The organism is Thermococcus sp. (assembly GCF_027012695.1).
In the GTDB taxonomy this organism is placed as follows: Archaea; Methanobacteriota_B; Thermococci; order Thermococcales; family Thermococcaceae; genus Thermococcus.
In genome coordinates this window covers 1-23,713 of record NZ_JALUYR010000143.1, presented here as the reverse complement: position 1 = coordinate 23,713, position 23,713 = coordinate 1, and the positions used below count along the sequence as shown (strand labels likewise).

Annotated in this window: 30 protein-coding genes; 19 read left to right on the top strand and 11 right to left on the bottom strand. The window is 53.0% G+C overall.

Annotated elements, in window-relative coordinates; all coding sequences use genetic code 11:
* The first annotated feature begins 19 nt into the window (after positions 1 to 19).
* Together MV985_RS09530 and MV985_RS09525 are read left to right on the top strand one after the other, a co-directional pair.
* The gene (locus MV985_RS09530; protein ID WP_297465685.1) at positions 20 to 808 is read left to right on the top strand and encodes an alpha/beta hydrolase; all 789 of its coding nucleotides are present in this window, start codon (positions 20 to 22) and stop codon (positions 806 to 808) included.
* A 59-nt stretch (positions 809 to 867) separates the two neighbouring features.
* Positions 868 to 1,794, top strand: a complete 927-nt coding sequence (locus MV985_RS09525) for an SDR family oxidoreductase (protein ID WP_297465683.1) — start codon at positions 868 to 870, stop codon at positions 1,792 to 1,794.
* Here MV985_RS09525 and MV985_RS09520 read toward each other — a convergent pair.
* The 4 genes from MV985_RS09520 to MV985_RS09505 form a co-directional block, all read right to left on the bottom strand.
* On the bottom strand, positions 1,780 to 4,137 hold the full coding sequence (locus tag MV985_RS09520; protein WP_297465681.1) for a DUF2341 domain-containing protein: 2,358 nt from the start codon (positions 4,135 to 4,137) through the stop codon (positions 1,780 to 1,782). The genes MV985_RS09525 and MV985_RS09520 overlap by 15 nt on opposite strands.
* Positions 4,138 to 4,214: 77 nt before the next feature.
* The gene (gene pfdA / locus MV985_RS09515; protein ID WP_297465679.1) at positions 4,215 to 4,655 is read right to left on the bottom strand and encodes a prefoldin subunit alpha; all 441 of its coding nucleotides are present in this window, start codon (positions 4,653 to 4,655) and stop codon (positions 4,215 to 4,217) included.
* Between the two features lie 63 nt (positions 4,656 to 4,718).
* The gene (locus tag MV985_RS09510) at positions 4,719 to 5,606 is read right to left on the bottom strand and encodes an ATP-binding protein (protein WP_297465677.1); all 888 of its coding nucleotides are present in this window, start codon (positions 5,604 to 5,606) and stop codon (positions 4,719 to 4,721) included.
* Positions 5,606 to 6,487, bottom strand: a complete 882-nt coding sequence (locus MV985_RS09505; protein WP_297465675.1) for an ATP-binding protein — start codon at positions 6,485 to 6,487, stop codon at positions 5,606 to 5,608. The genes MV985_RS09510 and MV985_RS09505 overlap by 1 nt, the downstream gene beginning before the upstream one ends.
* A gap of 108 nt (positions 6,488 to 6,595) precedes the next feature.
* On the opposite strand from MV985_RS09505, the gene MV985_RS09500 reads away from it, so the two are divergent.
* The 4 genes from MV985_RS09500 to MV985_RS09485 are packed head-to-tail and all read left to right on the top strand — an operon-like array spanning position 6,596 to position 8,552.
* Positions 6,596 to 7,075 (top strand): ferritin family protein, encoded by a 480-nt coding sequence (locus MV985_RS09500; protein ID WP_297465722.1) that lies wholly within the window; start codon positions 6,596 to 6,598, stop codon positions 7,073 to 7,075.
* A gap of 55 nt (positions 7,076 to 7,130) precedes the next feature.
* The gene (locus tag MV985_RS09495) at positions 7,131 to 7,541 is read left to right on the top strand and encodes a NifB/NifX family molybdenum-iron cluster-binding protein (RefSeq protein WP_297465720.1); all 411 of its coding nucleotides are present in this window, start codon (positions 7,131 to 7,133) and stop codon (positions 7,539 to 7,541) included.
* 2 nt (positions 7,542 to 7,543) lie between these two features.
* Positions 7,544 to 7,972, top strand: a complete 429-nt coding sequence (locus MV985_RS09490) for an isoprenylcysteine carboxylmethyltransferase family protein (protein WP_297465673.1) — start codon at positions 7,544 to 7,546, stop codon at positions 7,970 to 7,972.
* Positions 7,920 to 8,552 carry a DUF2250 domain-containing protein gene (locus tag MV985_RS09485; RefSeq protein WP_297465671.1) on the top strand — a complete coding sequence of 211 codons (633 nt, stop codon included), beginning with the start codon at positions 7,920 to 7,922 and terminating at the stop codon, positions 8,550 to 8,552. The genes MV985_RS09490 and MV985_RS09485 overlap by 53 nt, the downstream gene beginning before the upstream one ends.
* On the opposite strand, the gene MV985_RS09480 is transcribed toward MV985_RS09485, so the two are convergent.
* Genes MV985_RS09480 through MV985_RS09465 form a run of 4 tightly spaced genes read right to left on the bottom strand, consistent with a single transcriptional unit; the run spans position 8,446 to position 12,095 of the window.
* Positions 8,446 to 9,096: an MBL fold metallo-hydrolase gene (locus tag MV985_RS09480; protein ID WP_297465669.1), complete on the bottom strand. Its 651-nt coding sequence runs from the start codon at positions 9,094 to 9,096 to the stop codon at positions 8,446 to 8,448. The two genes, MV985_RS09485 and MV985_RS09480, sit on opposite strands and share 107 nt — an antisense overlap.
* Complete coding sequence (locus tag MV985_RS09475) at positions 9,093 to 9,833, bottom strand: DUF364 domain-containing protein (protein ID WP_297465667.1); 741 nt, start codon at positions 9,831 to 9,833, stop codon at positions 9,093 to 9,095. The genes MV985_RS09480 and MV985_RS09475 overlap by 4 nt, the downstream gene beginning before the upstream one ends.
* A 5-nt stretch (positions 9,834 to 9,838) precedes the next feature.
* On the bottom strand, positions 9,839 to 10,468 hold the full coding sequence (locus MV985_RS09470; protein WP_297465665.1) for a class I SAM-dependent methyltransferase: 630 nt from the start codon (positions 10,466 to 10,468) through the stop codon (positions 9,839 to 9,841).
* On the bottom strand, positions 10,455 to 12,095 hold the full coding sequence (locus tag MV985_RS09465) for a bifunctional aspartate transaminase/aspartate 4-decarboxylase (protein ID WP_297465717.1): 1,641 nt from the start codon (positions 12,093 to 12,095) through the stop codon (positions 10,455 to 10,457). Before MV985_RS09465 ends, MV985_RS09470 begins: the two co-directional genes overlap by 14 nt.
* Positions 12,096 to 12,195: 100 nt before the next feature.
* Here MV985_RS09465 and MV985_RS09460 point away from each other — a divergent pair, with 100 nt between their 5' ends.
* The 5 genes from MV985_RS09460 (at position 12,196) to MV985_RS09440 (ending at position 14,912) form a co-directional block, all read left to right on the top strand.
* Positions 12,196 to 12,798 carry a NifB/NifX family molybdenum-iron cluster-binding protein gene (locus tag MV985_RS09460; RefSeq protein ID WP_297465715.1) on the top strand — a complete coding sequence of 201 codons (603 nt, stop codon included), beginning with the start codon at positions 12,196 to 12,198 and terminating at the stop codon, positions 12,796 to 12,798.
* Positions 12,799 to 12,829: 31 nt separating this feature from the next.
* The gene (locus MV985_RS09455; RefSeq protein ID WP_297465663.1) at positions 12,830 to 13,060 is read left to right on the top strand and encodes a hypothetical protein; all 231 of its coding nucleotides are present in this window, start codon (positions 12,830 to 12,832) and stop codon (positions 13,058 to 13,060) included.
* Positions 13,061 to 13,114: 54 nt separating this feature from the next.
* Positions 13,115 to 13,564 (top strand): NifB/NifX family molybdenum-iron cluster-binding protein, encoded by a 450-nt coding sequence (locus tag MV985_RS09450; RefSeq protein WP_297465661.1) that lies wholly within the window; start codon positions 13,115 to 13,117, stop codon positions 13,562 to 13,564.
* 194 nt (positions 13,565 to 13,758) lie between these two features.
* Positions 13,759 to 14,550, top strand: coding sequence for an SDR family oxidoreductase (locus MV985_RS09445; RefSeq protein WP_297465713.1), 792 nt, complete (start codon positions 13,759 to 13,761; stop codon positions 14,548 to 14,550).
* A gap of 62 nt (positions 14,551 to 14,612) precedes the next feature.
* Positions 14,613 to 14,912 (top strand): antibiotic biosynthesis monooxygenase, encoded by a 300-nt coding sequence (locus MV985_RS09440; protein WP_297465711.1) that lies wholly within the window; start codon positions 14,613 to 14,615, stop codon positions 14,910 to 14,912.
* A gap of 9 nt (positions 14,913 to 14,921) precedes the next feature.
* On the opposite strand, the gene MV985_RS09435 is transcribed toward MV985_RS09440, so the two are convergent.
* A complete protein-coding gene (locus MV985_RS09435) occupies positions 14,922 to 15,344 on the bottom strand; it encodes a PPC domain-containing DNA-binding protein (RefSeq protein WP_297465658.1) in 423 nt (140 codons plus the stop codon).
* A 54-nt stretch (positions 15,345 to 15,398) separates the two neighbouring features.
* Between MV985_RS09435 and MV985_RS09430 the strand changes: the two genes are divergently transcribed.
* Entirely contained in the window at positions 15,399 to 15,971 is a 573-nt protein-coding gene (locus MV985_RS09430; RefSeq protein WP_297465656.1) for a hypothetical protein, read from the top strand.
* A 4-nt stretch (positions 15,972 to 15,975) separates the two neighbouring features.
* Here MV985_RS09430 and MV985_RS09425 read toward each other — a convergent pair whose 3' ends face one another.
* A complete protein-coding gene (locus tag MV985_RS09425; protein WP_297465709.1) occupies positions 15,976 to 16,434 on the bottom strand; it encodes a 6-carboxytetrahydropterin synthase in 459 nt (152 codons plus the stop codon).
* A gap of 117 nt (positions 16,435 to 16,551) precedes the next feature.
* Here MV985_RS09425 and MV985_RS09420 point away from each other — a divergent pair, with 117 nt between their 5' ends.
* The 6 genes from MV985_RS09420 (at position 16,552) to MV985_RS09395 (ending at position 21,341) form a co-directional block, all read left to right on the top strand.
* Positions 16,552 to 16,908, top strand: coding sequence for a DUF134 domain-containing protein (locus tag MV985_RS09420; RefSeq protein WP_297465655.1), 357 nt, complete (start codon positions 16,552 to 16,554; stop codon positions 16,906 to 16,908).
* 1,244 nt (positions 16,909 to 18,152) lie between these two features.
* Positions 18,153 to 18,758 carry a hypothetical protein gene (locus MV985_RS09415; RefSeq protein ID WP_297465654.1) on the top strand — a complete coding sequence of 202 codons (606 nt, stop codon included), beginning with the start codon at positions 18,153 to 18,155 and terminating at the stop codon, positions 18,756 to 18,758.
* 4 nt (positions 18,759 to 18,762) lie between these two features.
* A complete protein-coding gene (locus tag MV985_RS09410; RefSeq protein WP_297465653.1) occupies positions 18,763 to 19,698 on the top strand; it encodes an SPFH domain-containing protein in 936 nt (311 codons plus the stop codon).
* A 63-nt stretch (positions 19,699 to 19,761) separates the two neighbouring features.
* Positions 19,762 to 20,037 (top strand): DNA-binding protein Alba, encoded by a 276-nt coding sequence (albA, locus tag MV985_RS09405; RefSeq protein ID WP_297465652.1) that lies wholly within the window; start codon positions 19,762 to 19,764, stop codon positions 20,035 to 20,037.
* 89 nt (positions 20,038 to 20,126) lie between these two features.
* The gene (locus MV985_RS09400) at positions 20,127 to 20,759 is read left to right on the top strand and encodes a winged helix-turn-helix domain-containing protein (protein ID WP_366085404.1); all 633 of its coding nucleotides are present in this window, start codon (positions 20,127 to 20,129) and stop codon (positions 20,757 to 20,759) included.
* A gap of 48 nt (positions 20,760 to 20,807) precedes the next feature.
* Complete coding sequence (locus tag MV985_RS09395) at positions 20,808 to 21,341, top strand: CBS domain-containing protein (RefSeq protein WP_297465650.1); 534 nt, start codon at positions 20,808 to 20,810, stop codon at positions 21,339 to 21,341.
* Here the strand turns inward: MV985_RS09395 and MV985_RS09390 are convergent.
* Entirely contained in the window at positions 21,338 to 21,871 is a 534-nt protein-coding gene (locus MV985_RS09390) for an NTPase (RefSeq protein WP_297465704.1), read from the bottom strand. The two genes, MV985_RS09395 and MV985_RS09390, sit on opposite strands and share 4 nt — an antisense overlap.
* A gap of 406 nt (positions 21,872 to 22,277) precedes the next feature.
* Here MV985_RS09390 and mtnA point away from each other — a divergent pair, with 406 nt between their 5' ends.
* Positions 22,278 to 23,351 (top strand): S-methyl-5-thioribose-1-phosphate isomerase, encoded by a 1,074-nt coding sequence (mtnA, locus tag MV985_RS09385; RefSeq protein WP_297465701.1) that lies wholly within the window; start codon positions 22,278 to 22,280, stop codon positions 23,349 to 23,351.
* Positions 23,352 to 23,713: the final 362 nt, after the last annotated feature.

Sequence of the window (23,713 nt, the reverse complement as noted above, 5' to 3'; positions counted from 1 at the left end):
CTGACTGGAGGGTTTGATCGTGGAGGTTTACAAAGCCAAGTTTGGACGGCCAGAGCGCGGCTGGGTTGTTCTTGTGCACGGCCTCGGCGAGCACAACGGTCGCTATGAACGGCTGATAAAAATGCTTAACGAGGCTGGCTTTGCAGTCTACACCTTCGACTGGCCCGGCCACGGAAAGAGCCCCGGCAGGAGGGGCCACTCCAGCATTGAGGAAGCTATGAAAATAATAGACTCAATCATCGAAGAAATCGGTGAAAAACCCTTCCTCTTCGGCCACAGCCTTGGGGGTTTAACGGTCATAAGGTACGCCGAGACGAGGCCGGAGCGGATTAGGGGTGTAATCGCTTCTTCGCCGGCTTTAGAGAAAAGCCCAGAAACGCCGGTCTTCATGGTCGCCCTCGCGAAGTTCCTTGGAAGGATCGCGCCGGGCCTGACCCTTTCCAACCGCATAAAGCCAGAACTCCTCTCCCGGAATCCGGAAGCGGTTAAGGCCTACGTGGAAGACCCGCTGGTCCACGACAGGATTTCGGCAAAGCTCGGGAGGAGCATCTTCGAGAACATGGAGCGGGCGCAGGGGGAAGTGGGAAGAATAAAAGTCCCGGTTCTTCTCCTGGTCGGAACGGGGGACATAATAACCCCGCCAGAAGGCTCGAGGAGGTTCTTCGAGGAGCTTAAGGTAGGGGACAAAACCCTGAGGGAGTTCCAGGGAGCCTACCACGAGATCTTTGAAGACCCCGAGTGGGGCGAGGAGTTTCACAGAACTATAGTGGAGTGGCTCCTGGTCCATTCCGATGTTGCTCGCACATAGCACCGTGAGGAAACGCCAAAAGGTTAAAATCCCCCTTGAGAAGTTTGCCCGGTGGGAAAATGAGAAACAAGCTCGTGGTTGTTACTGGGGGAGCGGGGTTCATAGGCTCGCACATTGCATGGGAACTCGTTAAGGACAACGAGGTAATCGTGATCGACAACCTCCACACGGGCAAGGTGGAGAACGTCCCGCCCGGGGCAAAGCTGGTGAAGGCAGACATAAGAGACTACGATGCGATAGCCGACCTGATAAGCAACGCCGATTACGTTTTCCACGAGGCCGCCCAGGTGAGCGTGGTTGAGAGCGTTCGCGATCCAGTTTTCACCGAGGAGGTCAACGTTTTGGGAACGCTCAACATCCTTAAAGCCCTCCTCGAGGGGCACGGAAAGCTCGTGTTCGCATCTTCTGCGGCGGTCTACGGCGACAACCCGAACCTACCGCTCAAAGAAACAGAAAAGCCGAAACCTCTTTCCCCGTACGGCGTCACGAAGGCCACAGGCGAGGAGTATCTGAGGGTCTTCCACGAGCTTTACGGCCTGCCGGTTGTGGCACTCCGCTACTTCAACGTCTTCGGCCCGAGGCAGGGCTTTAACCAGTACGCCGGAGTGATAAGCATCTTCATCAACCGCGCTTTGAAGAACGAGCCGCTGGTTATCTTCGGCGACGGAAAGCAGACGAGGGATTTCATCTACGTGAAGGACGTGGTTAAGGCCAACCTCCTCGTTGCCGAGAGTAGAAGGGCGAACGGGCGGGTGTTCAACGTCGCTACCGGAAAGCAGACAACGATTCTCGAGCTGGCAATGAAAATAATCGAGATAACCGGAACTACAAGCTCGATAGTCTTTGACAAACCTAGGCCCGGCGACATAAGGCACAGTTTGGCGGATATAAGTGAGATAAGAAAGCTCGGCTTCGAGCCGGAGTGGTCACTGGAGGAGGGGCTGAAGAAGACGGTGGAGTGGTACTCGGGATTAGGGTCCGGCTAATCTTGGACTTTCAACGGTTATTGTGGGTGCTGGATTGTGGTAGGGCCTTATGCCCAGCCATCTATAACTGGACATACCGGTAGACTGTCCCAGGACAGGAGTATCAAGCGTTGGGCCAATTGCATTGGAATCAGAATCGCCCTGGTAATATGAGTTTGCATAAACGTAATAATGTGCCCCCAACCCATAACTTGTTAGATACACAACTAAAGAAAATAGATTGTGCAGGCGTGGATTAACCTTTGTCAAATTATCAACTATATTCTGAGCTTGAATTCGGTAGGTACTTACCCCCACCTCATTCACACCTAGGGTATTTGACAGGTTGTACATTGCGACAAAGTAATAATAAGCCCCGTCGTTCATTACATACAAGTAGGGGCCATAATAACTATCGTTTACATGAACTGGCCTCATGAATGTATCCACTACGTATCCCTGGTATGTGCTCCCCAGAACTGCGGGATTAAAGTTCAATACCCTGTATTCTCCCCCAGAGATGTTTCCCAGGGTGTCATTGAAGTACCAGAACACTCTGTCCGGGTTGTGATAACTCGTGGAGCCGTCGTATGCAATGGTAGGCTCGTTGACGATGTGGAGGTAAATTGTGCTACTTGAGTAGGATGGGATGGTGTAGTTTACCCAAAAGTACACCTTTCCGCGGTACTTGTCAGTGAAGTTCCAGAAGTATAGGTAGTTCCCGTTCTCGTCCGTTACGTAGAAGTACTTCCAGCCCGAGGAGAAGTAGCCCTCCGGAACGGAGAAGTTAACCACGTAGTTGTCGAGCTGCGGGTTGTTTCTGTTGTCGACCAGAACGGGAACTAAAATCTCAATCGGGCGGGAGGGTTCGGAGTATCCCCGATTATTGCACGCTGGATGGGAGCTTAGATAGCGGTACCATTCGTCAACCTGAGCCGTTGGTTCGGGATTTATGTACGGGCGGATTCTGATGTACGTAACGTAGTACTCCGATCCACCGCGGACATAGACGTAGAAGGGGGTGAAATTGAATGTCCTGTTGGCCGATACGGTGCCCATCGGTGCATCTGGAGTGGTAAGATATCCCGTCTCGTTGAAGATTTCTAGATTGATGTTGTCCTCCGTGCTGTTGAGGAACTTCAGTCTAAGGAGATACCATGTTTTGGAGACGGGATCCACGCTAAAATTGACGGCAATTGAGGTACCCACCCAGTTTTTTCGCTCATCAATCGCTATCTTGGTCAGGGTCGGATCGCCGATAGCTCGAACAAGTCCTCCGTATCCATTTCCACCGGGGTTTACCACCCCCGCTCTATCCGCAGTACCCCTCACCCTACTTTCCCTATAGTCCCAATACTCCAGAACAAAGGATACGTTGGAGGTATCAACCGAGACCCCTGTTTCTTTTTTAATACCATCCTCCCTGTCCCTGTACTGAAACTTGTCTAACACCGCCACCTCTCGGCCATCAACGAAGTTAGTCCTTATAATCCGTACTCCCTGGTTGCTGGCATTAATCCATTCCCATCCTCCTCCGGTTACGGAGCCGTATTCAGAGGGATCATCAAAGAACCAGAACACCTTATGCCCGTTGTTGTAGCTCGAGAAGTTCCCGGCCCCGTATATCATCCATATCGTGGTTCCACCGGGCGGGATGTTCGTTACGTTCACCCAGATGACTGCATAGTGGTCGGTCGTGTTTATTATCTCAATCCAGTAGTAGAGGAGGTTACCCCCACTGTCCACAAAATGTATTGTGTCAAGGTGCTCCCCCAAGAAAGTCCAATTTATGTACCAATCCCCCGGGCCGTATGGATTCTGGGGGTTATCGTCAGACAGGACTATCTTAACGGGCCAGTTGGAGAGGGGTTCCGTACCGGTATACGTTATATTGATTGGCTGGGCAAGTTCCCCATTCCATCTGCCCGAGCTCAGCTTTTGGACGGCGACACCAATAGTGCCGTTGTATATCATGTTGCCCATACCATCAACGACGATTACGGAGGTTCTAGGTATACTAGCGTTGTCAAGCTCCTCCAGGGTGAAACCTATGAGTATCGGTGTGTTGGGTGCCAACTCACTGCTTAAAGTGGTGTGGTTGGAAGCTATTAGATTTCCGGCGTAATCCCTGAGAACCACATAGACGGTGCTCCCGGGGAGTAAGGGGTTCGCGAACTCCAGCTTAACCCCGTAGGGCGTTGTGAAGTGAAAGTAGAAACCGGCCAGGCATACAACGGGCTGAAGGGGACTCTTTCCTGCCCCAATCCCCTGCACCTCAACGTTGATGCTGGGCACGGCTAACCCAAGGGTCGCAACGAGGATCAGAACTGCGAGGGCAGTGGATAGTAGTCTTAACTTCCTCATCCAGGGGAAATTGGAAAGGAAAAACTTAAAACGTTACCCCCTCATTTTTGAGACTCAGTCAGCAAAAATAAGTAGGGTTACTTCCTGGTGCCCACTCCCATCTCCCCGGCCTGGAGCTCCTGAACCTTCCGGGCGAGTTCGCCGAGCTGGGCCTCGAGCTTTTTGAGAGCCTCCTGCGTCTTCCCTATTGCTTCCTCGTACTCCCTTATCCGGGCATCGAGGTAAGCTATTGCATCGTCGAGGTTCTTCTCAACGGCGTATCCGGCACCGACGCTCACTATGGCGTTCTCCCTGTCCACCACCATGCCCTTGAGAAAAGAGCCCGCTCCAATTGGCACGAGTATTTCCGGCTTCTCATCCTCGACCTCCCTGAGACCCTCAAGGGTTTCCTTGACGGCCTGGAACTCGTTCTTTCCAAGGGTGAGGAGCTCAAGGTTCTGGGCCAGGAGCTGGGCCTGGGCCTGGAGGAGCTGGTACTCGTAAGCAAGCCTCTCAATCTGCTCCGTTGATTCAGCCATTTTCCACCACCAAAGGAACTTGGAGCCGGGGCTTTTAAGGTTTAGGTTATGAAAGGGGAAAGGTCAGCCAAGTATCTCCCTCATCCCCCCTGCTATTTTCCTGATGGCTTTAGCTGCCCTTGAATCCGGAAAGGCCTCAACCACCGGCTTCATTAGAACCATGCTCTCCGGAATGGCGCGGTCGTAGGGTACCTCACCGAGTATCGGAATCCCCTCGCTTTCAGCCCACTCTTTTAAAGCGGTAAAGCCCGGGTTCAGGTCGGCCTTGTTGATTATCAGGTAAGCAGGCTCCCTGAAGTGCTGGACGATTTTGTAGGCCCTCCGAACGTCGGAGAGGGAAGCGGGCGTTGGCTCGGCTATGAGTATCGCAACATCGGCTCCCCCTAAGCTTGCTATAACCTGACAGCCGATTCCAGCCGCGGAGTCAACTATCATGTGCTCCAGGTTTAACTCATCCATCACCTTCTTCGCCCACTCCTTCTCCTCCGTAACGAGCTTGCCGCTCTCCGGCCTTCCAACATCGAGCTGGGCCGAGATTATAGGAAAGCCGTACTTGGTTGTTGCCTTCCTTATAACACCGGAGCGAACCGTCTCGAGGGTAATCGTACCCCTCACGGGACAGACCAGGCCGCAGACGTTGCAGCCCTCACAGGTCAGCTCGTTGACCACGTAGCTGCCGTTGGCATCAACGTAGATGCTCTCGTAGGGGCAGCGCTCATAGCAGATGCCGCACCTTATGCAGTTCTCCGTACTTATGCGTGCTACCTTAGCCCCTATGTGCTCCCTTTCCTCTTCCCATTCCTCAACGCCGAGGAGCAGGCCGAGGTTTGGAGCCTCCGCATCGGCATCCACAGCCACAAAGCGGTAATCGTCCTTCAGGAGGTAGAGGAGTGAAGCCGTTATGCTGCTCTTCCCGACGCCGCCCTTGCCGCTCGCTATTGCTATCTGCATCACCCACCACCCCCTAGGAATGAGAGAACCTTTCCGGCGAGTTCTTCAAAGATCTTCGCCTCCGGATAGTCCGTCAGGACTATCGGCCTTCCCCCAACATAGCTCCTCACGATGTTCTCGCTGTAGGGTATCTCGGCAACGACCTCAGCGTCATACTTTTTAGCCAACTCGTAAACCCTCCCCCTCTCTCCGAGGTCGGCCCTGTTTATCACGATCCAGGTAGGAATTCCCATCAGCCTTCCAAGTTCGAGGATTAGTTTCGTGTCGTGTACACCCGGTGGGGTCGGCTCGGTAACCGCTATGAGTAGATCGGAAAACTCCACCGCCTTGGCAACGGTGTTCCCTGTTCCCGCGGCCGTGTCAATGAGGAGTAAGCCTCCCTCTTCCCTCTGGATCCGAATGGCCCGTCGCTTTGCCTCGACCACCAGGGGCAGGGCCCTCTCCTCTCCCTCCCGAAGGACGCCGGTGACCAGTGTGAAGCCGTAGGGGGTTGGGGTGATGTGGATATGCCCCACTACCCGGTAATCCTCCAGTATGGCCCCGGGCACGGGACAGACTATCTCACAGGCCCTGCAACCGGAACAGAGGTTCGGCATGAGAAAGGGCGTCCCGTCCCTTAGCGTTATAATGGCGTGCTCCTCGCAGGCCTCGGCACATTTCCTGCACTTGGTGCACTTCGAGTAGTCGAACTTCGGCATAAACTGGTTCACCGGTTCCCCGACGGCCAGCTCGATCCCGAGGAGAAGATGGTCGTTAGGTGTCTCCACGTCCAGATCGGCCATCGTAAGCCGGGCACCGAGTTTTCTAAGCGCAACGGCGAGGTTTACCGCGACGGTTGATTTTCCGGTACCTCCTTTACCGCCGCTTACAGCTATCCGCAATTTTTCACCCCCGGGTTCGGAAAACCTAAAACCGGTTAAAAGTTTTGTGCATAAGCACACAGCGAAAAGTTTAAGTTTACTCCTCGTTACTAAAACCCGGTGACGAAGATGAGGCGCGTGGTGGAACTGGAGAGGAAGAAGGCAATTCTCTACAGGGCCATAGAGAAGCTCGTACCCCGGGACTTTAAAGATGATCTCAGATTGCTCGCAAGTCACTCCGAGAGAAACGCCAGGCTGCTCGAGAAGATCAGGGCTGACGTGGGAAATCTGAGAGCCATTAAAGACGTCGAGACGGCACTCAGTTTCCTCGAAAAGGCCATAGAGGATCCGGACGCAACCGTTGAGGACTACTACCGCCTTGCGATAGAAGCGGAAAGGGCGAGCGAAGCCCTGTACAGGGAACTCTCAATGAAGGCGAAGGACGAGAGGTCAAGAAGGCTCTTCCGCTGGCTGGCCGATATAAGTGCGGAGCACGCGGAGATACTCGAGAGACACCTGGAGATGTGGCGGTTCATGCAGGAGCAGGTCGAGGAGGATGAGATACCCGAGGACCTGCTCGAACAGTGGTTCGAGGACATAGACCTTTAGTTAGGTTTCTCTAAATCTTTTTAAAGCTCCCGCAGAGGTTTTAACGGTGGTTGATATGAGATGCCTGAAGGTTGCCTTTGGAATGGAGGACGATGAACACCTCATAGATGCTCACTACGGCGACTCGGAGTTCTTTGCCATCTACGAGGTCTGTGAAGACGGGAGCGTTAAACTCCTGGAAAAGAGGCCGAACAAAGCCAAAGACTTTGAAGAAGAGCACGATGAAGGCCACGGCGACCCGAGGAAGTTCAAGGCAGTTGTGAGCCAGCTTTTGGACGTTGACGTTTTAGCGGCTTTCAGAATGGGGCCGAACTTTTTGAGAATAAGGGACAAGACCAACAAGGTGGCCTTCTTTACGAGGACGAGAGATCTAAAGCTCGCCCTCCAGAGGCTCCTTGAGAACTTCGATGAACTCTGGGAGCAGGTTCAGGCCAAGAAAGCCGAGAAACCCCCGATAGAGGAATAACCATGAGGTTCTGGGGGATTGAGCCAAAGGTCGGCCTTTTTTCAGGTTTATATGCTCTCTTTGCGCTTTACCTGAATTCAAGGCTCAGGCCGGGCATCTCTTTCCCTCTACCGGGACTTGTTTTACTCCTCTCGGGCCTTTTTCTGTGGCTCGTCTGCTACCTCCAGGTTTCGAGGGCCTACTCAAGGGGAGAGCTTTTGACTAAGGGCTGTTACTCAAGGGTTAGGCATCCAATATACTCCATCTGGGGCTTTCTAATCATCCCGGGCTTTTCCCTGGTGGTAGGTGGCTTCATGCTCTTCCTTCCGGTTATCTACTGGCTCTCGGTTTTGGCATTTATAGGTGAGGAGGAGAGAGCCCTCGAAAGGAGGTTCGGCGATGAGTGGAGGAGATACGCGAAAAGAACGCCCCGTTTCGTTCCAAGGCCTTGAACTCCTTCCTGGTCATCTCTATGTTCTGGCTCACCTCAAGAAGGCCGGTGTTGATTACGCTAAGATGATGGCGAAGATGAGCGAGCTAGAGCTTCCCCTCATCGAGGGCGCGATAAAAGACCTTATCGAGGTAGGTCTTATCGAAAGGGACTCGGGAAGCGCGATAAAGCGGAGCAGGGCGAGGTTCAAAAAGGCCTTTGAGGTGCACAAGCACCACACCTACTACAGGCTTTCGCGGGCCGGGGAGCTTTTCCTCCGCTCAATTGATGAACACTGGCTTAGGGACTACTTTAACTCCCTCCTTCCCGGCGGATGGGACGTTGTTAGGGCCCTGACAAAGGCCAGGAGTTTCAACGAGCTCCCAGAGGAGTTAAGAAACGATAGAATCCGGGAGGAACTCGTTCTTCACCGCTTCATAACGCCAAACGGGCGAAAGACGGCGTTTTTCAAACTGCTGGCTGAATTCCTCGGAATCACACCTCGATTATTGTTCCAGTTTTCACTCCAACGAACTTTTCCGGGTAGTTTTTCCTCACGTAGGCCTTCGCCTCATCACCGGAGCAGTGGGCCGGGGCTATGAACTCGGCAGTTTTAGCAAGTTTATCGAGGGTTCTACGCGACGGATAATGGAAGCCACCTATTACGAGATAGGCCCTCTCATAGCCCGAAACCTTCAGGAGGGCCTCGGTGAGCCTGTCAACGCCCGGATGGGAACAGCCGACTATGATTACCAACCCAGAGGGAGTCTCAACGCCAACGGCGTGCTCGAAACCCTCCAGAGCCCCAGAAGTCCATATTCCATCGGCTATTCTTCCAGCGTCAATGACTTCAAAAACGCTCAGCCCCTCTATCCATCCGCCAGGCGGTGCGTAGAGCCTCAGACCCGGATTGAGCCGGGCAATCAACGGAAAACCGCCGTAGTGGTCGTAGTGCCAGTGGCTTAAAACCGCGAAGTCGAGGTTTCTCAGTGAAGCCCCAAGAACCTTTGAGTTATGGGCTAAAACCTCTCCCCTCGTGTCGGCATCGAAGAGGAAGCGATACTTGCTCTCAACCAGAACGCTCCAGCCCCAGTCGTTGATGAGGCCCTTTGCCGGGGTGTTGTCGTTGAGGATTGTGAGTTTCATTCAACTCTCACCACGTACTTTCTGTTGCCCTCCTCAAAACCCCTGAAACTTCCAAGCTTCAACCCCAAAAGTGCCCGCTCGACCTCAATTACCTTCATTGATGCCAGGTGAGTAATGCCCGTTCCCCTGAGAAACTCCGGCAAAAGCTGGCCCGTTGGGCCTGTGAGGACGAAGAGCTCAGCTTTCTTCGCCCTATCCAGAAGGAGGTCTATGGTTCCGTTGGCCAAACAGCTGGCGCTCGCTACCACCGTGTCCATCTCGGGGAGAAGGTGGTATTCCAGAGCGTCGCTGTAGGTGTCTTTGTCCCAGAGCTTTGGGTTTCGCTCAAAGATGAAGACCTCAAAGCCCCTCCCTCGGAGCGCTTTGGCAAGGGGCGGCATGTTGCCTATTAGGGCCACTTTGCCAGCGTTTTCGGGCAGGAGTTCGAGCACATCGGTAAATTCAGCGTCGCTCAGGTCTATGTGATACTGTGAAACCGCGTTTATTGCAGCCAGTCCTAAGGTTCTCTCGATGACGTTCAGGCTGTCGGCCCTCTCGATGAAGGCATTGAGTGAAGGTTCGCTTATCGAGTTCCTGTATCTCTGCACTTCCTCCGGCAGGGTCATGGCAACGCCAAGTGCCCTTCCCTCCGGCCCTTTGAGTAAAACCCATGTGTAGGGTAAGGCAAAGCCGAAATCCACCAGCTCAAGGCCACTGGCGAGTTTTAGGGCTTTTCTCTTTATCTTGGTCAGCAGCACAGCTATCACTTCACGGCCTTTATAACCACGAAGCTCCCCTCGCCGTAGCCGGGCTTGACGGGTTCGATTTCCTTTATCTCGTCCAGCCGATGGAAAAGTGTCTGGACTATCTCGAACTTTCTGAAGCCGACCTTTTTTAGAAGCTCAAGGAGTTCCTCCGTCGAGAAGAACCTCGCGTCGCGGTAAAAGACGCTCTCCTCTTTGTGCTCTTCATAATACTTCCCTATCGGGCTGTTTTTGTCGACGAAGCCTATTATCAAAGCTCCTCCGGGTTTTAGCACACGGTAGGCCTCTCTTAAAGCCCTCTCAGGGTCGTCGACGAAGCATATCGTTGTGACCATCAAAAGATAGTCGAGGCTCTCATCGGGGAAGGGGAGGTTTTCCGCAACGCCTTCGATGACCTCAATGCCCCTTTTTTTAGCTATTTCCGCCATCGCCTTCGAAGGCTCGACGCCGAGCTTTATGCCTAAAGGAGCTGCAAAGCGACCGGTTCCAACGCCTATCTCTGCACCTTTGCCTTCCTTCGGCAAAAGCCTCCTCACCGCCTCAAGCTCCGACAGGTAGGCATAGCGGTGCCTCTCGAACCAGCTTTCGTACCTTTCCCGGTGCTTCTCAAAGGGCTCAACCTTGGGCATTCACCTCACCCTTCTTCCGGAACTCCTCGTAGTACTCGTCAAGGATTTTCCTTATGGTCCTGCCTATGGTGAGGTAGTCCACCTCCCTGAGATTAGCCAGCGAGACCCTCGCGGAAGGATGAGGAACCTCGAAGCCTTTACCTGGTAAAAGGACAACCCCTGCCTCTTTGGCAAGCCGTATTATGAACTCCTCCGGCGGGAAGTTCTCCATAAACCAGCGGGAAAACTCCTTTCCATAGAGCCTTTCGCTCAGCTCCTCCATGTCGAGGAGGGTGTAGTAGTAGGTGTAGTTCGGGTTCTCAACCGGTTCAAGTCCCATTCCCCTGTACAGCGCCCTGTAACGGCGCCTGAGGATTCTCTTTACGGCTTTCTTGTAGGTTTCCTCCTCGTCCATCAGGCCGTAGAGTGCAAAGAGCACCATCTGAACCTGCTGGGGTGTCGAGAGTCCAGCGGTGTGTCTCAAAGCCACGTTCCTGCTGTCGGCGACGAGCCTTTCTATGAACTTCAGCTCCCTGGGATTGGGAGTTATGAGGGCATACCTCCTGTCCAGCTCCTCCTGGACCTCCTCCGGAAGTTCGGCGATTAGTCTATCAACGACATTGTCCCTGTGGATGGCTATAACGCCGAGCCTCCAGCCGGTTGCTCCAAAGTATTTGGAGAAGGAATAGACAAGTATCGTGTTGTGTGGGAGAATGGAGTAGACCGACTTGAAGTTATCTGCAAAGGTCGCGTAGACATCATCGGTGATAATGATTAGGTCTTCCCTCTCGTTCTCGACTATCTCCCTGAGCTTTTCGAGAACCCGATCCTCGAGCTTCACCGCTGTTGGATTGCCGGGATTGACGAGGAAGAAGGCCTTTATCTCCGGATCTCTGAGCTTCTCAAGTTCCTCATCGGGTATCTGGTAGCCAAGTTCCGGCGATGCCTTAACTTCAACTATCTCAAGCCGGTACTGGTCGAGTTTTGGTATCTCAAGGTAGGGGCTGAATATCGGAACGGCTATCGCTATCCTATCTCCCGGATTGAGGATATGGTTGGCCTTGAGGGACTCGAAGAGATAGGCCATTGCCCCGGTTCCGCCCTCAACCGCGAAGAGCTGGGTTTCATCAACTATTGCATAACCGAGGTCGTAGCCTGCCCCCATCTCCTTCAGGAGGTACCTAACGACTATCTTCTCCGCCAGGGGGAGCATTCTCGGCGGGGTCGGGTATTCACAGCCGAGATAACCCTGCACCACCTCATAGAGGAAATCCCCGGCGGAAAGTCCGAGATAGTCCCTCACGTAGCTTACAGCCGAGTTGAGAAACCTCGTCCCCCTCTCGTTCCAGTGGTTTCTTATGAATATTTCAAAGCGCGCCTCTATGCCGTCCTTCTCGCAGTGCCCCCCTATGAGGTCACCCATATAGCCAAAGTGCCTCTCGGATTCGGCTATTGCAAACTTTCCAAGCTGGAGATAAGCGTACCTCGGCTCTAACGCCAGAAAGTTCGGGTTTCCCCTGCCGGCGTTGAGCATCATCCTCTCTGAGTTCCTGCTCGCGAGCTTTATGAGAAGTTCCTTGAACTCGAAGGGGCTGAGCTCCCTCAACCTTTTGAGGTCCTTTAGTATGGATTCGTCAATATCGGCCATACCAAACACCCATCGAACTTTATCCGCTCACAATAAAACCTTTGCCCATTCGAAAAGTTTAAATCCTGTGCATATGCACAAAATATCGGAGGTGATGCGTATGAAGATCGCGATACCCACCAACGGTGGAGGGCTTAACGATACCGTTGCACCGGTGTTCGCCCGCGCGCCCGCGTTCTACATAGTCGAAGTAGACGAGAACGGCAACGTGATCAGCGAGAAGATCATCCAGAATCCAGCTTCGGCGGCGGGGGGCGGAGCCGGACCAATGGCGGTTCAGACGCTCATCAACGAAGGCGTTGAAGCGATAATAGCTCCGCAGGTCGGCCCGAACGCCCTTGGAGCCATACAGGCGGCGGGGATAAAGCTCTATCAGGTCTCGCCGGGAACTCCAGTTGAGGAGGCCATAAAGGCCGTTGTCAGTGGAACGGCCGGGCAGTTCACAGTACCGGGTCCTCAGGCAGTCCCGCCAACGGCTCCAGCAACTCCAATGCCAGCCTACGGCCCGTACCCGACTGCACCCGCCTACCCACCGTACCCGGCCTACGGCTTCGGCCCCGGTTGGGGCAGGGGCTGGGGTCGCGGATGGAGACGCGGTGGAGGATGGGGCAGAGGAAGAGGCTGGGGAGCCAGGCTCGGTTACTGTCCAGAGCCCGGTCAGCCGGGCAGAAGGGCCCTCCGCTGGTTCTACGGCTGGTGGTGAGGCCTTTCCTTTAATTTCTGGAGGCATTGACATGCCACGCGGAATGGGTAGAGGTTATGGGAGAGGGGGTTATTACGGCAGGAGAGCTTATCCCTTCGGAGGCTTTTACGGGATTCTTGACCTGTTAATCCTGCTCGGAATACTGTACTTCCTGTTCAAGCTGTTCCTCGTTGCCCTGCCGTATGCACTTGGTCTGGTGATTCTGCTCGTACTGAGGGCATTCCTGAGATCCAACCCAGGAATTTGGTTTGAACCATTTTGAGCTTATGCAAACTTTTTTAACTTCGGTTTCCCCAACTCCCATGGAGGTGGTTTGATGAGGATAATCGTGTCAACGGTTAACGGAGGCCTCGACGACAGGGTGAACCCGTCCTTTGGGAGGACCCCAACCTTCACGATAGTGGACGTTGAGAACGGGGAGATAATCAACGTTCAGGTGCTCCCGAATCCGGGATACTCCCAAGCCAGAGGTGCGGGAGTCACCGCGGCGCAGTTCGTGATTGACCACGGCGCGGACGTGGTAATATCCGGGGAATTCGGGCCAAATGCCTACGGCGTTCTCCAGGCAGCGGGCATAAAAATGGTCTCGGCACCTGCAACCATGACCGTCCGCGAGGCGGTTGAGGCGTTTCTTAGGGGTGAGCTTTCAAGCCCGGAAGGAGTTCCCGGGGGATACGGAGCAGGCCATGGTCCAGGAATGGGTCATGGTATGGGTAGAGGAAGGGGCCGCGGTGGCGGCTATGGACGCGGAAGAAGAGGATGGTAACGGAGTAAGATCGCATTTTTCCATTTTCACCGGAGCACATCTTCCGGGGATTATGCCGCACCACTGTTTCATTCCACTGTAAGGGACTAAAACCTTCGCATATCTAACGTGAAATCCATGCCCTCCTTTTAACCCGGCCAGAAAGGACCAGTAAATGTTTTTATTCCTCATGACAACTTCCTGTGGTGGTTCTCATGATAGGAATAGACCTCTCCGGGAAGCTGGCCTTCACAACCGCTTCGAGCAAGGGCATAGGCTTCGGCGTCGCGCGGGTTTTAGCCAAGGCGGGAGCAGACGTTATCCTCCTCTCCAGAAGCGAGGAGAACCTGAGGAAGGCGAAGGAGAGAATAAGAAGGGAGAGCGACGTTGAGGTTCACTACATAGTTGCAGACCTTACAAAGCGCGGAGACCTTGAGAAAACGGTGAGGGAGCTCGAAAACATAGGCGAGCCGGATATATTCTTCTTCTCCACCGGCGGGCCAAGGCCGGGCTACTTTATGGAGATGGACATGGAAGACTGGGAAGGCGCCGTTAGGCTACTCCTTTACCCCGCGGTCTACCTGACAAAGGCCCTCGTTCCGGCGATGGAGAGGAAGGGCTTCGGCAGGATAATCTACTCCACGAGCGTGGCCATAAAGGAGCCGATCCCGAACATAGCCCTCAGCAACGTGGTCAGGATTTCGATGGCCGGTCTCGTTAGGACTCTGGCAAAGGAGCTCGGGCCGAAAGGGATAACCGTCAACGGGATAATGCCGGGCATAATAAGAACAGACAGGATGATACAGCTGGCCAAGGACAGGGCCCAAAGGGAAGGGAAGACCGTTGAGGAGGCCCTTCAGGAGTACGCGAAGCCTATACCCCTCGGACGTCTCGGAGAGCCCGAGGAGATAGGCTACCTCGTGGCATTCCTCTCAAGCGAGCTGGGAAGCTACATAAACGGTGCCATGATTCCCGTGGATGGAGGAAGGCTTAACTCGGTGTTCTGATTCTCTTAAAACTTTTATTTTCCCAAGGACAAAAAACCTCCAGGGGTGATACCGTGGCGATTATGAGGCTCTGGCACGGCCGCGTTCCAAGGGAGAAAGCCAACGCCTATGAGCGCTTTCTGATAGAGAGGGCCGTTCCCGACTACAGTTCCGTTGATGGGCTTTTGAAGCTCTACTTCACGAGAAGGGATGAGGAAAAGGAGACCCACTTCCTCCTGGTGACCATCTGGGACTCGTGGGAGGCCATCAAAAGGTTCGCCGGCGAGAACCCGGAGCTGGCCAAATACTATCCCGAAGACGACGAGTTTCTGCTGGAGAAGGAGAAGTACGTCCAGCACTACGAGATCTTCTGTAAAAAATAAAAATGAGATTCAAACGTGCTCCTCGTCCCAGAGGCTTAGGTTCTTCCCCCGGTCCTTCCTGACGAGCGGCTTTCCAAGGAGTTCCTGGATATAGATCTCAGCGACGAAGACCTCGCCCCTGATGAGATGCCCTCCAAAGGCATCCCCGTTCGCGTTGCCCAGGGTGGCGTGCAGATGGGCAAAGGGTCTGCCATCCCTCAGGCTGACGTTACCGAGCAACGAAACGAGTTCAAACATTCCCATGAGTTCGATTCGCTTGTAGTTCCTGATCTCCTCTGAGTAGTACCCCAGAACCGGATTCCTGAGCGACCCTATCCCCTTGACGATGGCCGTGTTTATACCCCTTCCTTCCGCAAAGCCGTTTACAAAGCTCACCAGATCCTCCCCCTCCGGAACCCGGAGAAGAAAGACCCTGCCAGGTTTGAACTCCACAATCCCACCTCAAAGCTAATAAACACCCCCAGATTTAACGGTTTGGGTGGAAGAATGGACTCAGACAATGCAATTACCCGGGTTTTTCCGGAGATACCGGAGCTTGAAGAGGTTGACTTCTCGAGCTACTCCACCCCATACAGGGAGCTGCTGGAAGCGTTCGCCAACGCGGGGAAGTCGGGACTTAAGGAGTTCGAAGAGTTTGTGGTATCGGCCGGCGGCGGAAAGAAGGATGTTGGCAGGTTTTTGATCTCGGTCTTCCAGTACCTTCTCATCAGATACCGCCGCTTCAACGACGAGAGCGTCGAGGTTCCCGCATTCAAGCTCTTCCTGACCCTGAAGGGATGGCTCAACGAGAACGGCTTCGTGAACGACTATCTCAGGATCCTCCACTCCTTCATCGGATACATCGTTGATATCGCAGAGAAAATAGCCGAGAAGAGCGACTGTGATATGGGAATAGCGTACATGAAAACCGCCTACCTCCTGACCATAGAAGCCGAGGAGACGTTCAAGGAGGAGTACTTCAGGAAACTTAAAGAGAAGACCGGGGAAATGCTGAAATCCCTCTATGAGAAATGCGGCATTGAGGGAGAGATACCAGAAAAGAGGGAGAAGGGCTGCTGAGGAATTACCTCTCGAGCGTTACCTCGGCGTAGCTCCTCGGGTCCTCCCAGATTTTAACCCTTATCTTCCTCACGTTGCCCCCTGCTTTCTCCGCTATTCTGCCGGCGAACCACTCGGCAATGTACTCCGCCGTGACGTTGGGCTTGTCAAGAACAACCGCCTCACTCTCGGGGAGTTCTATTCTCTTGCCGTTCTTCTCTATGGTGAGCCTTCCTTCCCTCCTCTCTGCCACCCAGTCCTCGCTCACCAGAATTCGGTGGTCGAGGAGTTTCACAAGGTTGCTGAGGTGATTAAAGTCGAAGATCATACCGTTCTCGTTCAGCTCGCCCCATATCTCGACGTCAACGTTGTAGGTGTGGCCATGCAGGCGGAGGCACTTACTCTCGTAGGGCAAGGTGAGGAAGTGTGAGCTGTCAAAGTCCTTGTGCCAGCCTATCTTTCTCTCGGAGATTTTAAACGCCATCTTTCTCACCGGGTTAACTTGGGGTGGAGGGGTTATAACCGTTACTGGGCGGATTCGTGAAGGCAAAAGACAGGGGAAAACCTATAAAGTGGGGCCACCTTAGGATATCCGATAGCCATGCCAAGGGGAATGGGACAGGGATGGGGCCGCGGAAGGGGCAGAAGAAGGAAGATGAGGATGATAGGGTTCATCCCCCGGGTTAGACACTTCTATCCGGCACTGCCCCCGGTTAGCCCGCCAAAACCTCCGATTTTCATGACGTACGAGGAGTTTGAGGCTCTCAGACTCGTCGATTACGAGGGTTTGACTCAGGAGGAGGCAGGAAAGAGAATGGGCGTCTCAAGGGGCACTGTTTGGAGGGCACTCAGCTCCGCCAGGAAAAAAGTGGCCCAGATGATCGTTGAGGGCAGGGAGCTCATAATCCTTCCTCAGGGCAATGAAGTCCCCAAGGAAATGACTGAAGAAGGAGAATGATTGCTTTAATTTCAGAATTCTACATCAATAGCAGTTCTTTAGATGATTAAAGCCGCTGTGGTTTGCAGCTAATTTTTAGGGAACCCTAATTCTGTGTGGGATTTTATCCCTCAAATTTTTGGGTGAGGTTTGACTAAGTGAGAACGTTATTTAGGCAATAAAGTAAAACGTTAAAATATGACTATAAATAAAAGTTTAAATATTAACATGCTAGCGTTCAATATAATTTCAATAGTGTACATAAAAATAAAAATACTTTTTAAATAAGTAGGAAGTCCAAAAAACTTACTATATCTAAAGATAAATCCTCGTTAGAATGTATGCAGATAGACATCTAGGTGACCTTTGAGGCGGACCATCAAGAGGATGCCGAGAGGAACAGATAATCTGCTCATAGACCCCCGATCATACAGGCCAAAAATGGATTACAACCAAAGGTGGTCACCAAGGGCAGGCATGAGAGGATGCGGCGCTGTATATCAGAAGTTATGGAAACCCAGACATTTGAAGAACCTGTGTTTATCAAATCCTCTGTAGAAGGAAGCATTATCCCATACTTACCGGGGCGTTCTATAAATCTCACCGTATAGCAGTCACCGGCAAGAAGGGGCGTTCTGAAGGCCTTAGCTTACCGGAATAAGGCACAAGAAACATGCAGCTATTGACGGTCACACGCTGAAACCCCCGTCAGGGGAGAGAATGGCCTTGGGAAAATTAATTTTGGCCATCTCCTATGGGTATCGTCTCAATCAGGCACGCCACATGCATGAGCATGCTTCCAGCTACTCTCCATGTGGGTATTTTAATGAGGCCCCCTAGAATGGTCGACTAAGTACGTTAAAATTAGATATAATGTACCTTATATCCAATTCTCCTGTATACTTGTGTGCAGGAGCCAATGCGTGGAGGCTGAACATCCCTTTGTTACAACACAAGATAGTTAACAAATATCGATTTCTACGATTTGTATGCTATAAAATATTATTTTTGCATTTGTAAGAAGCTGCTTTATTATTTCAAATAACAAACTAAAAACTAGTGATTGTGTTATATACAACCCCAAAAGCAAAATCTTTATTTATATAAGCATGTTATAACATTACTCATTTGTGAAATTTTAGTGTTATTAAAACTTAAAATACAAACAAAAACAATCCTCAACATATGCAGAGGACCCTAACGCAGGGACTACAAAACCGAAAACCATAAATAAATGAGTAATATACACTAACGGGGGAGGCAATATGATACGAGAGGTAATGATACCCCTGCCTAAAGAGACAATAGTTGGGGAAGTTTCCCGAGTGACACCAATAAGCGGAGCCTACAACGTACCCGAGGGGATACTCCACGGAAAGCTGGTATATACCAACTACCGGGTCGCGTTCATGGGGAGTAAGCATCGCGGTGAAACTTACTATTTCATGGTGCCTTACGAGAAGTTGCTTTCCCTGAACATTACTGAGGAAAAGGCTCTCTTTGGATTGAGGAAAAGCAAAAGGCTTATGATACACTATGAAACGACGGAGGGAATCGTTCGAAAGGTTTACTTCAAACTCCCCTGGGATACCCCCAACGACATTATAAGCGACATCACGGCTGTGATGAAGAGGGCGAAAGAAAGCAGGTATCACGAGGAACTGCTCTCTCCCCAGGAGTTCAAGGAGTTTGTCATGTTTCTATACTCGGAGAAGGGGATCTCACCCCTCTACCACGACCCGGTGTCCAGGGCAATACGGATCGGCAACGCCACCTTCTACATCAAAAGGGACTTTACAGTTGAGGGGGATTCCCATATACTCCCCGATGCCAAACGCTGGATTGAGGAGTTCAGGTCGGTAAGGAGGTGATACGATGGCCATCCTGGGCGGAGGAAGTCCCCCCAGATACGTCTCTCTGATAGAGCCAGGCACGAGGGACAGGAACAGGATTATTGTCAGACCTCGAGCCAAGTGGGTCACCCAGGGTTCGGATTTATCGCCCCAGGAACTGCCTCAGGACGAGGAACTTATGATAGTTACCCCAAAAACAGTTCTCAGGACGACCCACTACCTCACTCCTGTCCTTTACACATATGGAACCAATGGAATAGTGATCAAGGACATACTGGAACCACGGATGTCCCACATTCCCTATAACCTCACCTCCATCGGGGGGGAAGCCGTGGGTAAAGAGGGAGAAATTATCGGCGTTGTCTACATCAACAAAAACCCCGTCGATCTGATCACTGGTAAGCGGATTCCGGTCAGGTTGAAGGACAAGAACGCCACTATCACGGTGCACCTCAAGAAGGTAACCCTCTCCGTTGCGAACATAACCTCTTTCGTAACGAAGCTGTGGGCCAGGGGAATAGAGAGTGACGCTGAACTGCAGGAGGGAATTGTGGAGCGTATTCAGTGGGACATAAAGGAGGTGGCAAAGTCCTACACGCTGGACGAGATCTTTGACAGGGCCGACGAAATGATGGAGAAGGTTAAGTCAATAGTCGCCTCCACCGTGCAGGAGTACAGCCTCAACCTGGTTGATATTGTGATGGACGTGAACATACCATCACAGGTCGCGGAGTACTACTACTGGCACACCATCAGGGGGATGCCCGAGGAGATACCCTACGCCCTGAGCGTGCTGAAGGATCTGAAGGAGAACGTTCCCGAACTCCTGGACGAGGTGGGACCCCTGCTCGTGATGGCCCTTATCTCGAAGGACGAGAACATACAGAAGCTCGGTGAGAGTGCTCTGGAAAGAATCCTCAGAAAGGAGCTCTCGAAGTTCGACGGGGAATCCGAGTGACCGAAAAATATTTAACCACCTTTCCGTGATAGGCTAACGACAAAACTTCCGGAGGTGCCAGAAATGGCTGAGGAGCACGTCGTCTACATCGGAAAGAAGCCGGTTATGAACTACGTCCTGGCCGTTATCACCCAGTTCAACGAGGGTGCCAAGGAGGTCAGCATCAAGGCTCGCGGTAGGGCCATCAGCAGGGCCGTTGATGTCGCCGAGATCGTCAGGAACAGGTTCCTTCCAGAGGTCAGGGTCAAGGAGATCAGGATCGGCACCGAGGAGCTTCCGACCGCCGACGGCAGGACCGCCAACACCTCGACCATTGAGATCATTCTCGAGAAGCCGTGAATCTGACCCCTTTCCTTTTACTTCGGAAGGCTTCAAACCCCATTGGAACGATGAAAACTTTTAATATAATTCCCTCATAGTTTCTTCCGGTGGCGCGCTTGGACTACGAGACCATTGACATCCACGATGGGAAGGCGAAGGAGCTTGCGCAGATTCTGGTCAATGACAAGGCGATAGCCATCCTCCACCTTCTAGAGGACAGGGCACTTTCGATAAGCGAAATCTCCAAGGAACTGAACTTACCCATCTCCACAGTGTCGTACCACATAGAAAGGATGCTCAACGTTGGACTCGTGGAGATCGCGGGCAAGAAGTACGGGAAGAGACTGCAGGAGGTGAAGCTGTACCGCGCCTCCAACCGACCGATTCTGCTGCTCCCCAGGAAGAAAGCCGCAGTGGTCAAGAAAAAGACACTGGCGGGCATTGATAGACTTCACATCATAAGTCTCGGACTGGCCGGACTTGTTGCGGCGGGAGTTTACGGGATAGCGAGGATCCTCGTGACCCCGGCAGGGGAGCCTTCGCGGGGGACCAACTACACCGTGATGTCGGCCCCGGAAAGAGCACTCGCGCCGAAGGCTACCAACACAAGTACCGGAGTTATTCTTCAACCCCCAGGAGGCGAGCTGACACATTCCGCAGCCTTGATAATCGGTCTGGTCGTTGCGGCGTTCTTCTTAACGTCTCTCCTGGTTTTTCACGTTCTAAAACGCCGCCCGTGAGGAAAATTTTTTAAGTTTCCCTACCAACCTCTCCCCAGGGGTGGTAAAATGGGACCCAGGATAGCGGTGGGACAGGTGGTTAAGAGGAAGGCAGTGATAGTCAGGCCGGACGACACCGTTCACAGAGTGGCCCGGATACTCTCGAAAAACAGGGCTGGAAGCGCCGTGGTTGTGATGGACGACGAGATCGTGGGTATAATAACTGACAGGGACATACTAGACAAAGTAGTCGCGAGAGGAAGGGACCCCAAGACCGTCAGGGTTGAGGAGGTAATGACAATGAATCCCATAACCATCGAGGACGACTACGACGTCCAGGACGCGATAGACAGGATGATGGAGAGGGGAGTTCGGAGGCTCCTCGTTACCCGGCTCGGGAGGCCCATAGGCTTCGTTACGGCGGCGGACCTTCTGGCTGCCCTGAACGCCTACAACAGTGAGAGCGAAGAAGAAGCCGAGGAGGAGGCCGAGGTCTACGGTATCTGCGAAGTGTGCGGCCAGTACGGACCCCTCTACAGGGTTTACATCGGAGGACAGGAGAAGTGGGTCTGTGAGAACTGCAAGGACGGCCTCAGTCCCTAGCCCCTCAGCTCCCCCATAATAGCGTCTAAAACCTCGGCAAAAACCCGGTTTCGGTTCTCAGGACTGAGGGTATAGGTCCTCCCAAGGGGTCTGAACCTGTCAACCATCTTCCTGTGAACCACGGCAAGGAGGGGTTTTTCAGACCTTAAGGCCTCTCCAACGGCCCTTACAAACTCCCGGCTCCTGTACTCCATGGGGCCGATCTCGTCTATGACAACCAGATCCGCCTCGAGGATAGCCCTTCTTATTGCGGAAACTCCCACCCGTTCGAGCTCGTCCACGTGAAGGACGTACTTCCCGAAGGGAACTCCTGGTAGGTAAGAGGTCCCGCGGAGACTCGCGAGCGTTCCCTCCTCCCCGGTATCGAGGGCAATTACCCTAAAACCGATCCTTTTCCCGTTCTTCCTGACCTCCCGGGTTATCATTCCACCCACGAGGTAACCCCAGCGATCAACTTCCCTGGCGACCCTCTCGACAAGCGTCGTCTTCCCGACTCCCGGCGGACCCGTTATGAATATTCTCAGCACCATCCGGCTCACCGGAGAAAGTTTAGCTGGAGACATTTAACCCTTTGGGCAGAGATGTGATCGATGCATACAGGCGACAGCAATAAACTAATTGAGGATTCAATTTGAGGATTCAATCCCGGGAAATCGCTTCAAGGGTTCGGAAAGGCCTTACCTGGAGACGTTGGCATCGCCTTTGAAGATGCGCTTCCATATCATCGCATCCCCGGGAAGCAGGAAGTCTTACCGCCCACACTCCAAACGGGATCGGCGGATCCACCGGTTGGATCATTCCCCACGCGGACCTTCACGTTCCGCCGATCAACATTGTGGGGACGCAGAGGGACTGGGCCTTTCCTTTTAGCGCCCGAAGGTTTGCGCCAGCAGAACGGTTTTAAGTTCCTCCAGTATACCCCCTGAGGTGATGACCGTGGAGTTGAGGTACAAGCCGGAGGAACTCACGAGACTGCCCAGAACCGTGGGCTATAAACCCGGAAGGGTCATCATGATCGATCAGACGCTCCTTCCCTGGGAGTTCAGGACGATAGAGCTGACGACCGTTGACGAGGTGGCAGATGCGATAGTCATGATGAAGGTCCGCGGTGCGCCGGCAATCGGAGCGGCAGCCGCCTTCGGTCTGGCACTCTACGCGGACACAACGAAAGCTAAAACGAAGGACGAGTTCATGGAGGGCTTTTACTCCGCTTACGACAGGCTTAAGAACACGAGACCGACCGCTGTGAACCTCTTCTGGGCGCTCAACAGGATTAAGAAGCTTGTCGAAGAGCACCTTGAGAGCCCGCTGGAGGAGATAAAGCGCCTCATCGTGAGCGAGGCCCGGAAGATAGCGGACGAAGATGTGGAGGCAAACCTCAGGATGGGACACTACGGCGCTGAAGTTTTACCGGAGGGGAACGTTCTAACCCACTGCAACGCTGGAAGCTTAGCAACAGTCCAGCTCGGGACTGTTGGGGCCGTTCTGAGGGTAATGCACAAGGATGGAACGCTTAAGCTCCTCTGGGTGGACGAGACGAGGCCCGTCCTCCAGGGTGCTAGGTTGAGCGCCTGGGAGTACCACTACGATGGAATTCCGCTCAAGCTGATAACCGACAACATGGCAGGCTTCGTGATGCAGCAGGGTAAGGTAGATGCCATAATAGTCGGCGCCGATAGGATTGTAGCGAACGGCGACTTCGCCAACAAGATAGGGACTTACACCCTGGCGGTGCTCGCGAGGGAACACGGGATACCTTTCTTCACGGTAGCGCCGCTCTCGACGATAGACCTCTCCCTTAAGAGCGGAGAGGAGATACCCATAGAGGAGAGGAAACCGGAGGAGGTCCTCACCTGCGGCGGCTGCAAAATTGCCCCCGATGTGGACGTCTACAATCCAGCGTTCGACGTGACACCGCACAAGTACCTCACAGGAATAATCACTGATCAAGGCGTTGTCTGGCCGCCCTTCGAGAGGAATTTGAGGAGATTGTTCAAAGATAAGGGATGAACCCTCCCAATCCCCGCAGGACACGCTTTTTCATCTTTGATTTTCCATGGGGACCTACAGCCCACTCACCAGAGACTTACTACGGCTCCTGCGTTTCAATTCTCTCCGAGTCTTATTGCGGGGGGACGTTCCATCTCCACCCCCTCAAGATAACTCACCCTTCATCATGACTTCACGCTGAACGCCATTACCCTGGAGCTTTCAATTCTCCTGGAGTCTTATTGCAACGTGAGGGTTCGCATGATTGTCAGTCGCTACAACGAGACTTTCAATTCTCCTAGAGTCTTATTGCAACACAACGATAATCGTGGAGACCTCAAGGATAATGAGCAGTTTCAATTCTTCTAGAGTCTTATTGCAAC

Bases quoted from the DNA above. Each gene is read 5' to 3' on its own strand.
- MV985_RS09525 (WP_297465683.1), top strand. From the start codon at position 868: ATGAGAAACAAGCTCGTGGTTGTTACTGGGGGAGCGGGGTTCATAGGC.
- MV985_RS09520 (WP_297465681.1), bottom strand. From the start codon at position 4,137: ATGAGGAAGTTAAGACTACTATCCACTGCCCTCGCAGTTCTGATCCTC.
- pfdA (WP_297465679.1), bottom strand. From the start codon at position 4,655: ATGGCTGAATCAACGGAGCAGATTGAGAGGCTTGCTTACGAGTACCAG.
- MV985_RS09510 (WP_297465677.1), bottom strand. From the start codon at position 5,606: ATGCAGATAGCAATAGCGAGCGGCAAGGGCGGCGTCGGGAAGAGCAGC.
- MV985_RS09500 (WP_297465722.1), top strand. From the start codon at position 6,596: ATGAGGCGCGTGGTGGAACTGGAGAGGAAGAAGGCAATTCTCTACAGG.
- MV985_RS09495 (WP_297465720.1), top strand. From the start codon at position 7,131: ATGAGATGCCTGAAGGTTGCCTTTGGAATGGAGGACGATGAACACCTC.
- MV985_RS09490 (WP_297465673.1), top strand. From the start codon at position 7,544: ATGAGGTTCTGGGGGATTGAGCCAAAGGTCGGCCTTTTTTCAGGTTTA.
- MV985_RS09485 (WP_297465671.1), top strand. From the start codon at position 7,920: ATGAGTGGAGGAGATACGCGAAAAGAACGCCCCGTTTCGTTCCAAGGC.
- MV985_RS09480 (WP_297465669.1), bottom strand. From the start codon at position 9,096: ATGAAACTCACAATCCTCAACGACAACACCCCGGCAAAGGGCCTCATC.
- MV985_RS09470 (WP_297465665.1), bottom strand. From the start codon at position 10,468: ATGCCCAAGGTTGAGCCCTTTGAGAAGCACCGGGAAAGGTACGAAAGC.
- MV985_RS09465 (WP_297465717.1), bottom strand. From the start codon at position 12,095: ATGGCCGATATTGACGAATCCATACTAAAGGACCTCAAAAGGTTGAGG.
- MV985_RS09460 (WP_297465715.1), top strand. From the start codon at position 12,196: ATGAAGATCGCGATACCCACCAACGGTGGAGGGCTTAACGATACCGTT.
- MV985_RS09455 (WP_297465663.1), top strand. From the start codon at position 12,830: ATGCCACGCGGAATGGGTAGAGGTTATGGGAGAGGGGGTTATTACGGC.
- MV985_RS09450 (WP_297465661.1), top strand. From the start codon at position 13,115: ATGAGGATAATCGTGTCAACGGTTAACGGAGGCCTCGACGACAGGGTG.
- MV985_RS09445 (WP_297465713.1), top strand. From the start codon at position 13,759: ATGATAGGAATAGACCTCTCCGGGAAGCTGGCCTTCACAACCGCTTCG.
- MV985_RS09440 (WP_297465711.1), top strand. From the start codon at position 14,613: ATGAGGCTCTGGCACGGCCGCGTTCCAAGGGAGAAAGCCAACGCCTAT.
- MV985_RS09430 (WP_297465656.1), top strand. From the start codon at position 15,399: ATGGACTCAGACAATGCAATTACCCGGGTTTTTCCGGAGATACCGGAG.
- MV985_RS09425 (WP_297465709.1), bottom strand. From the start codon at position 16,434: ATGGCGTTTAAAATCTCCGAGAGAAAGATAGGCTGGCACAAGGACTTT.
- MV985_RS09420 (WP_297465655.1), top strand. From the start codon at position 16,552: ATGCCAAGGGGAATGGGACAGGGATGGGGCCGCGGAAGGGGCAGAAGA.
- MV985_RS09415 (WP_297465654.1), top strand. From the start codon at position 18,153: ATGATACGAGAGGTAATGATACCCCTGCCTAAAGAGACAATAGTTGGG.
- MV985_RS09410 (WP_297465653.1), top strand. From the start codon at position 18,763: ATGGCCATCCTGGGCGGAGGAAGTCCCCCCAGATACGTCTCTCTGATA.
- albA (WP_297465652.1), top strand. From the start codon at position 19,762: ATGGCTGAGGAGCACGTCGTCTACATCGGAAAGAAGCCGGTTATGAAC.
- MV985_RS09395 (WP_297465650.1), top strand. From the start codon at position 20,808: ATGGGACCCAGGATAGCGGTGGGACAGGTGGTTAAGAGGAAGGCAGTG.
- MV985_RS09390 (WP_297465704.1), bottom strand. From the start codon at position 21,871: ATGGTGCTGAGAATATTCATAACGGGTCCGCCGGGAGTCGGGAAGACG.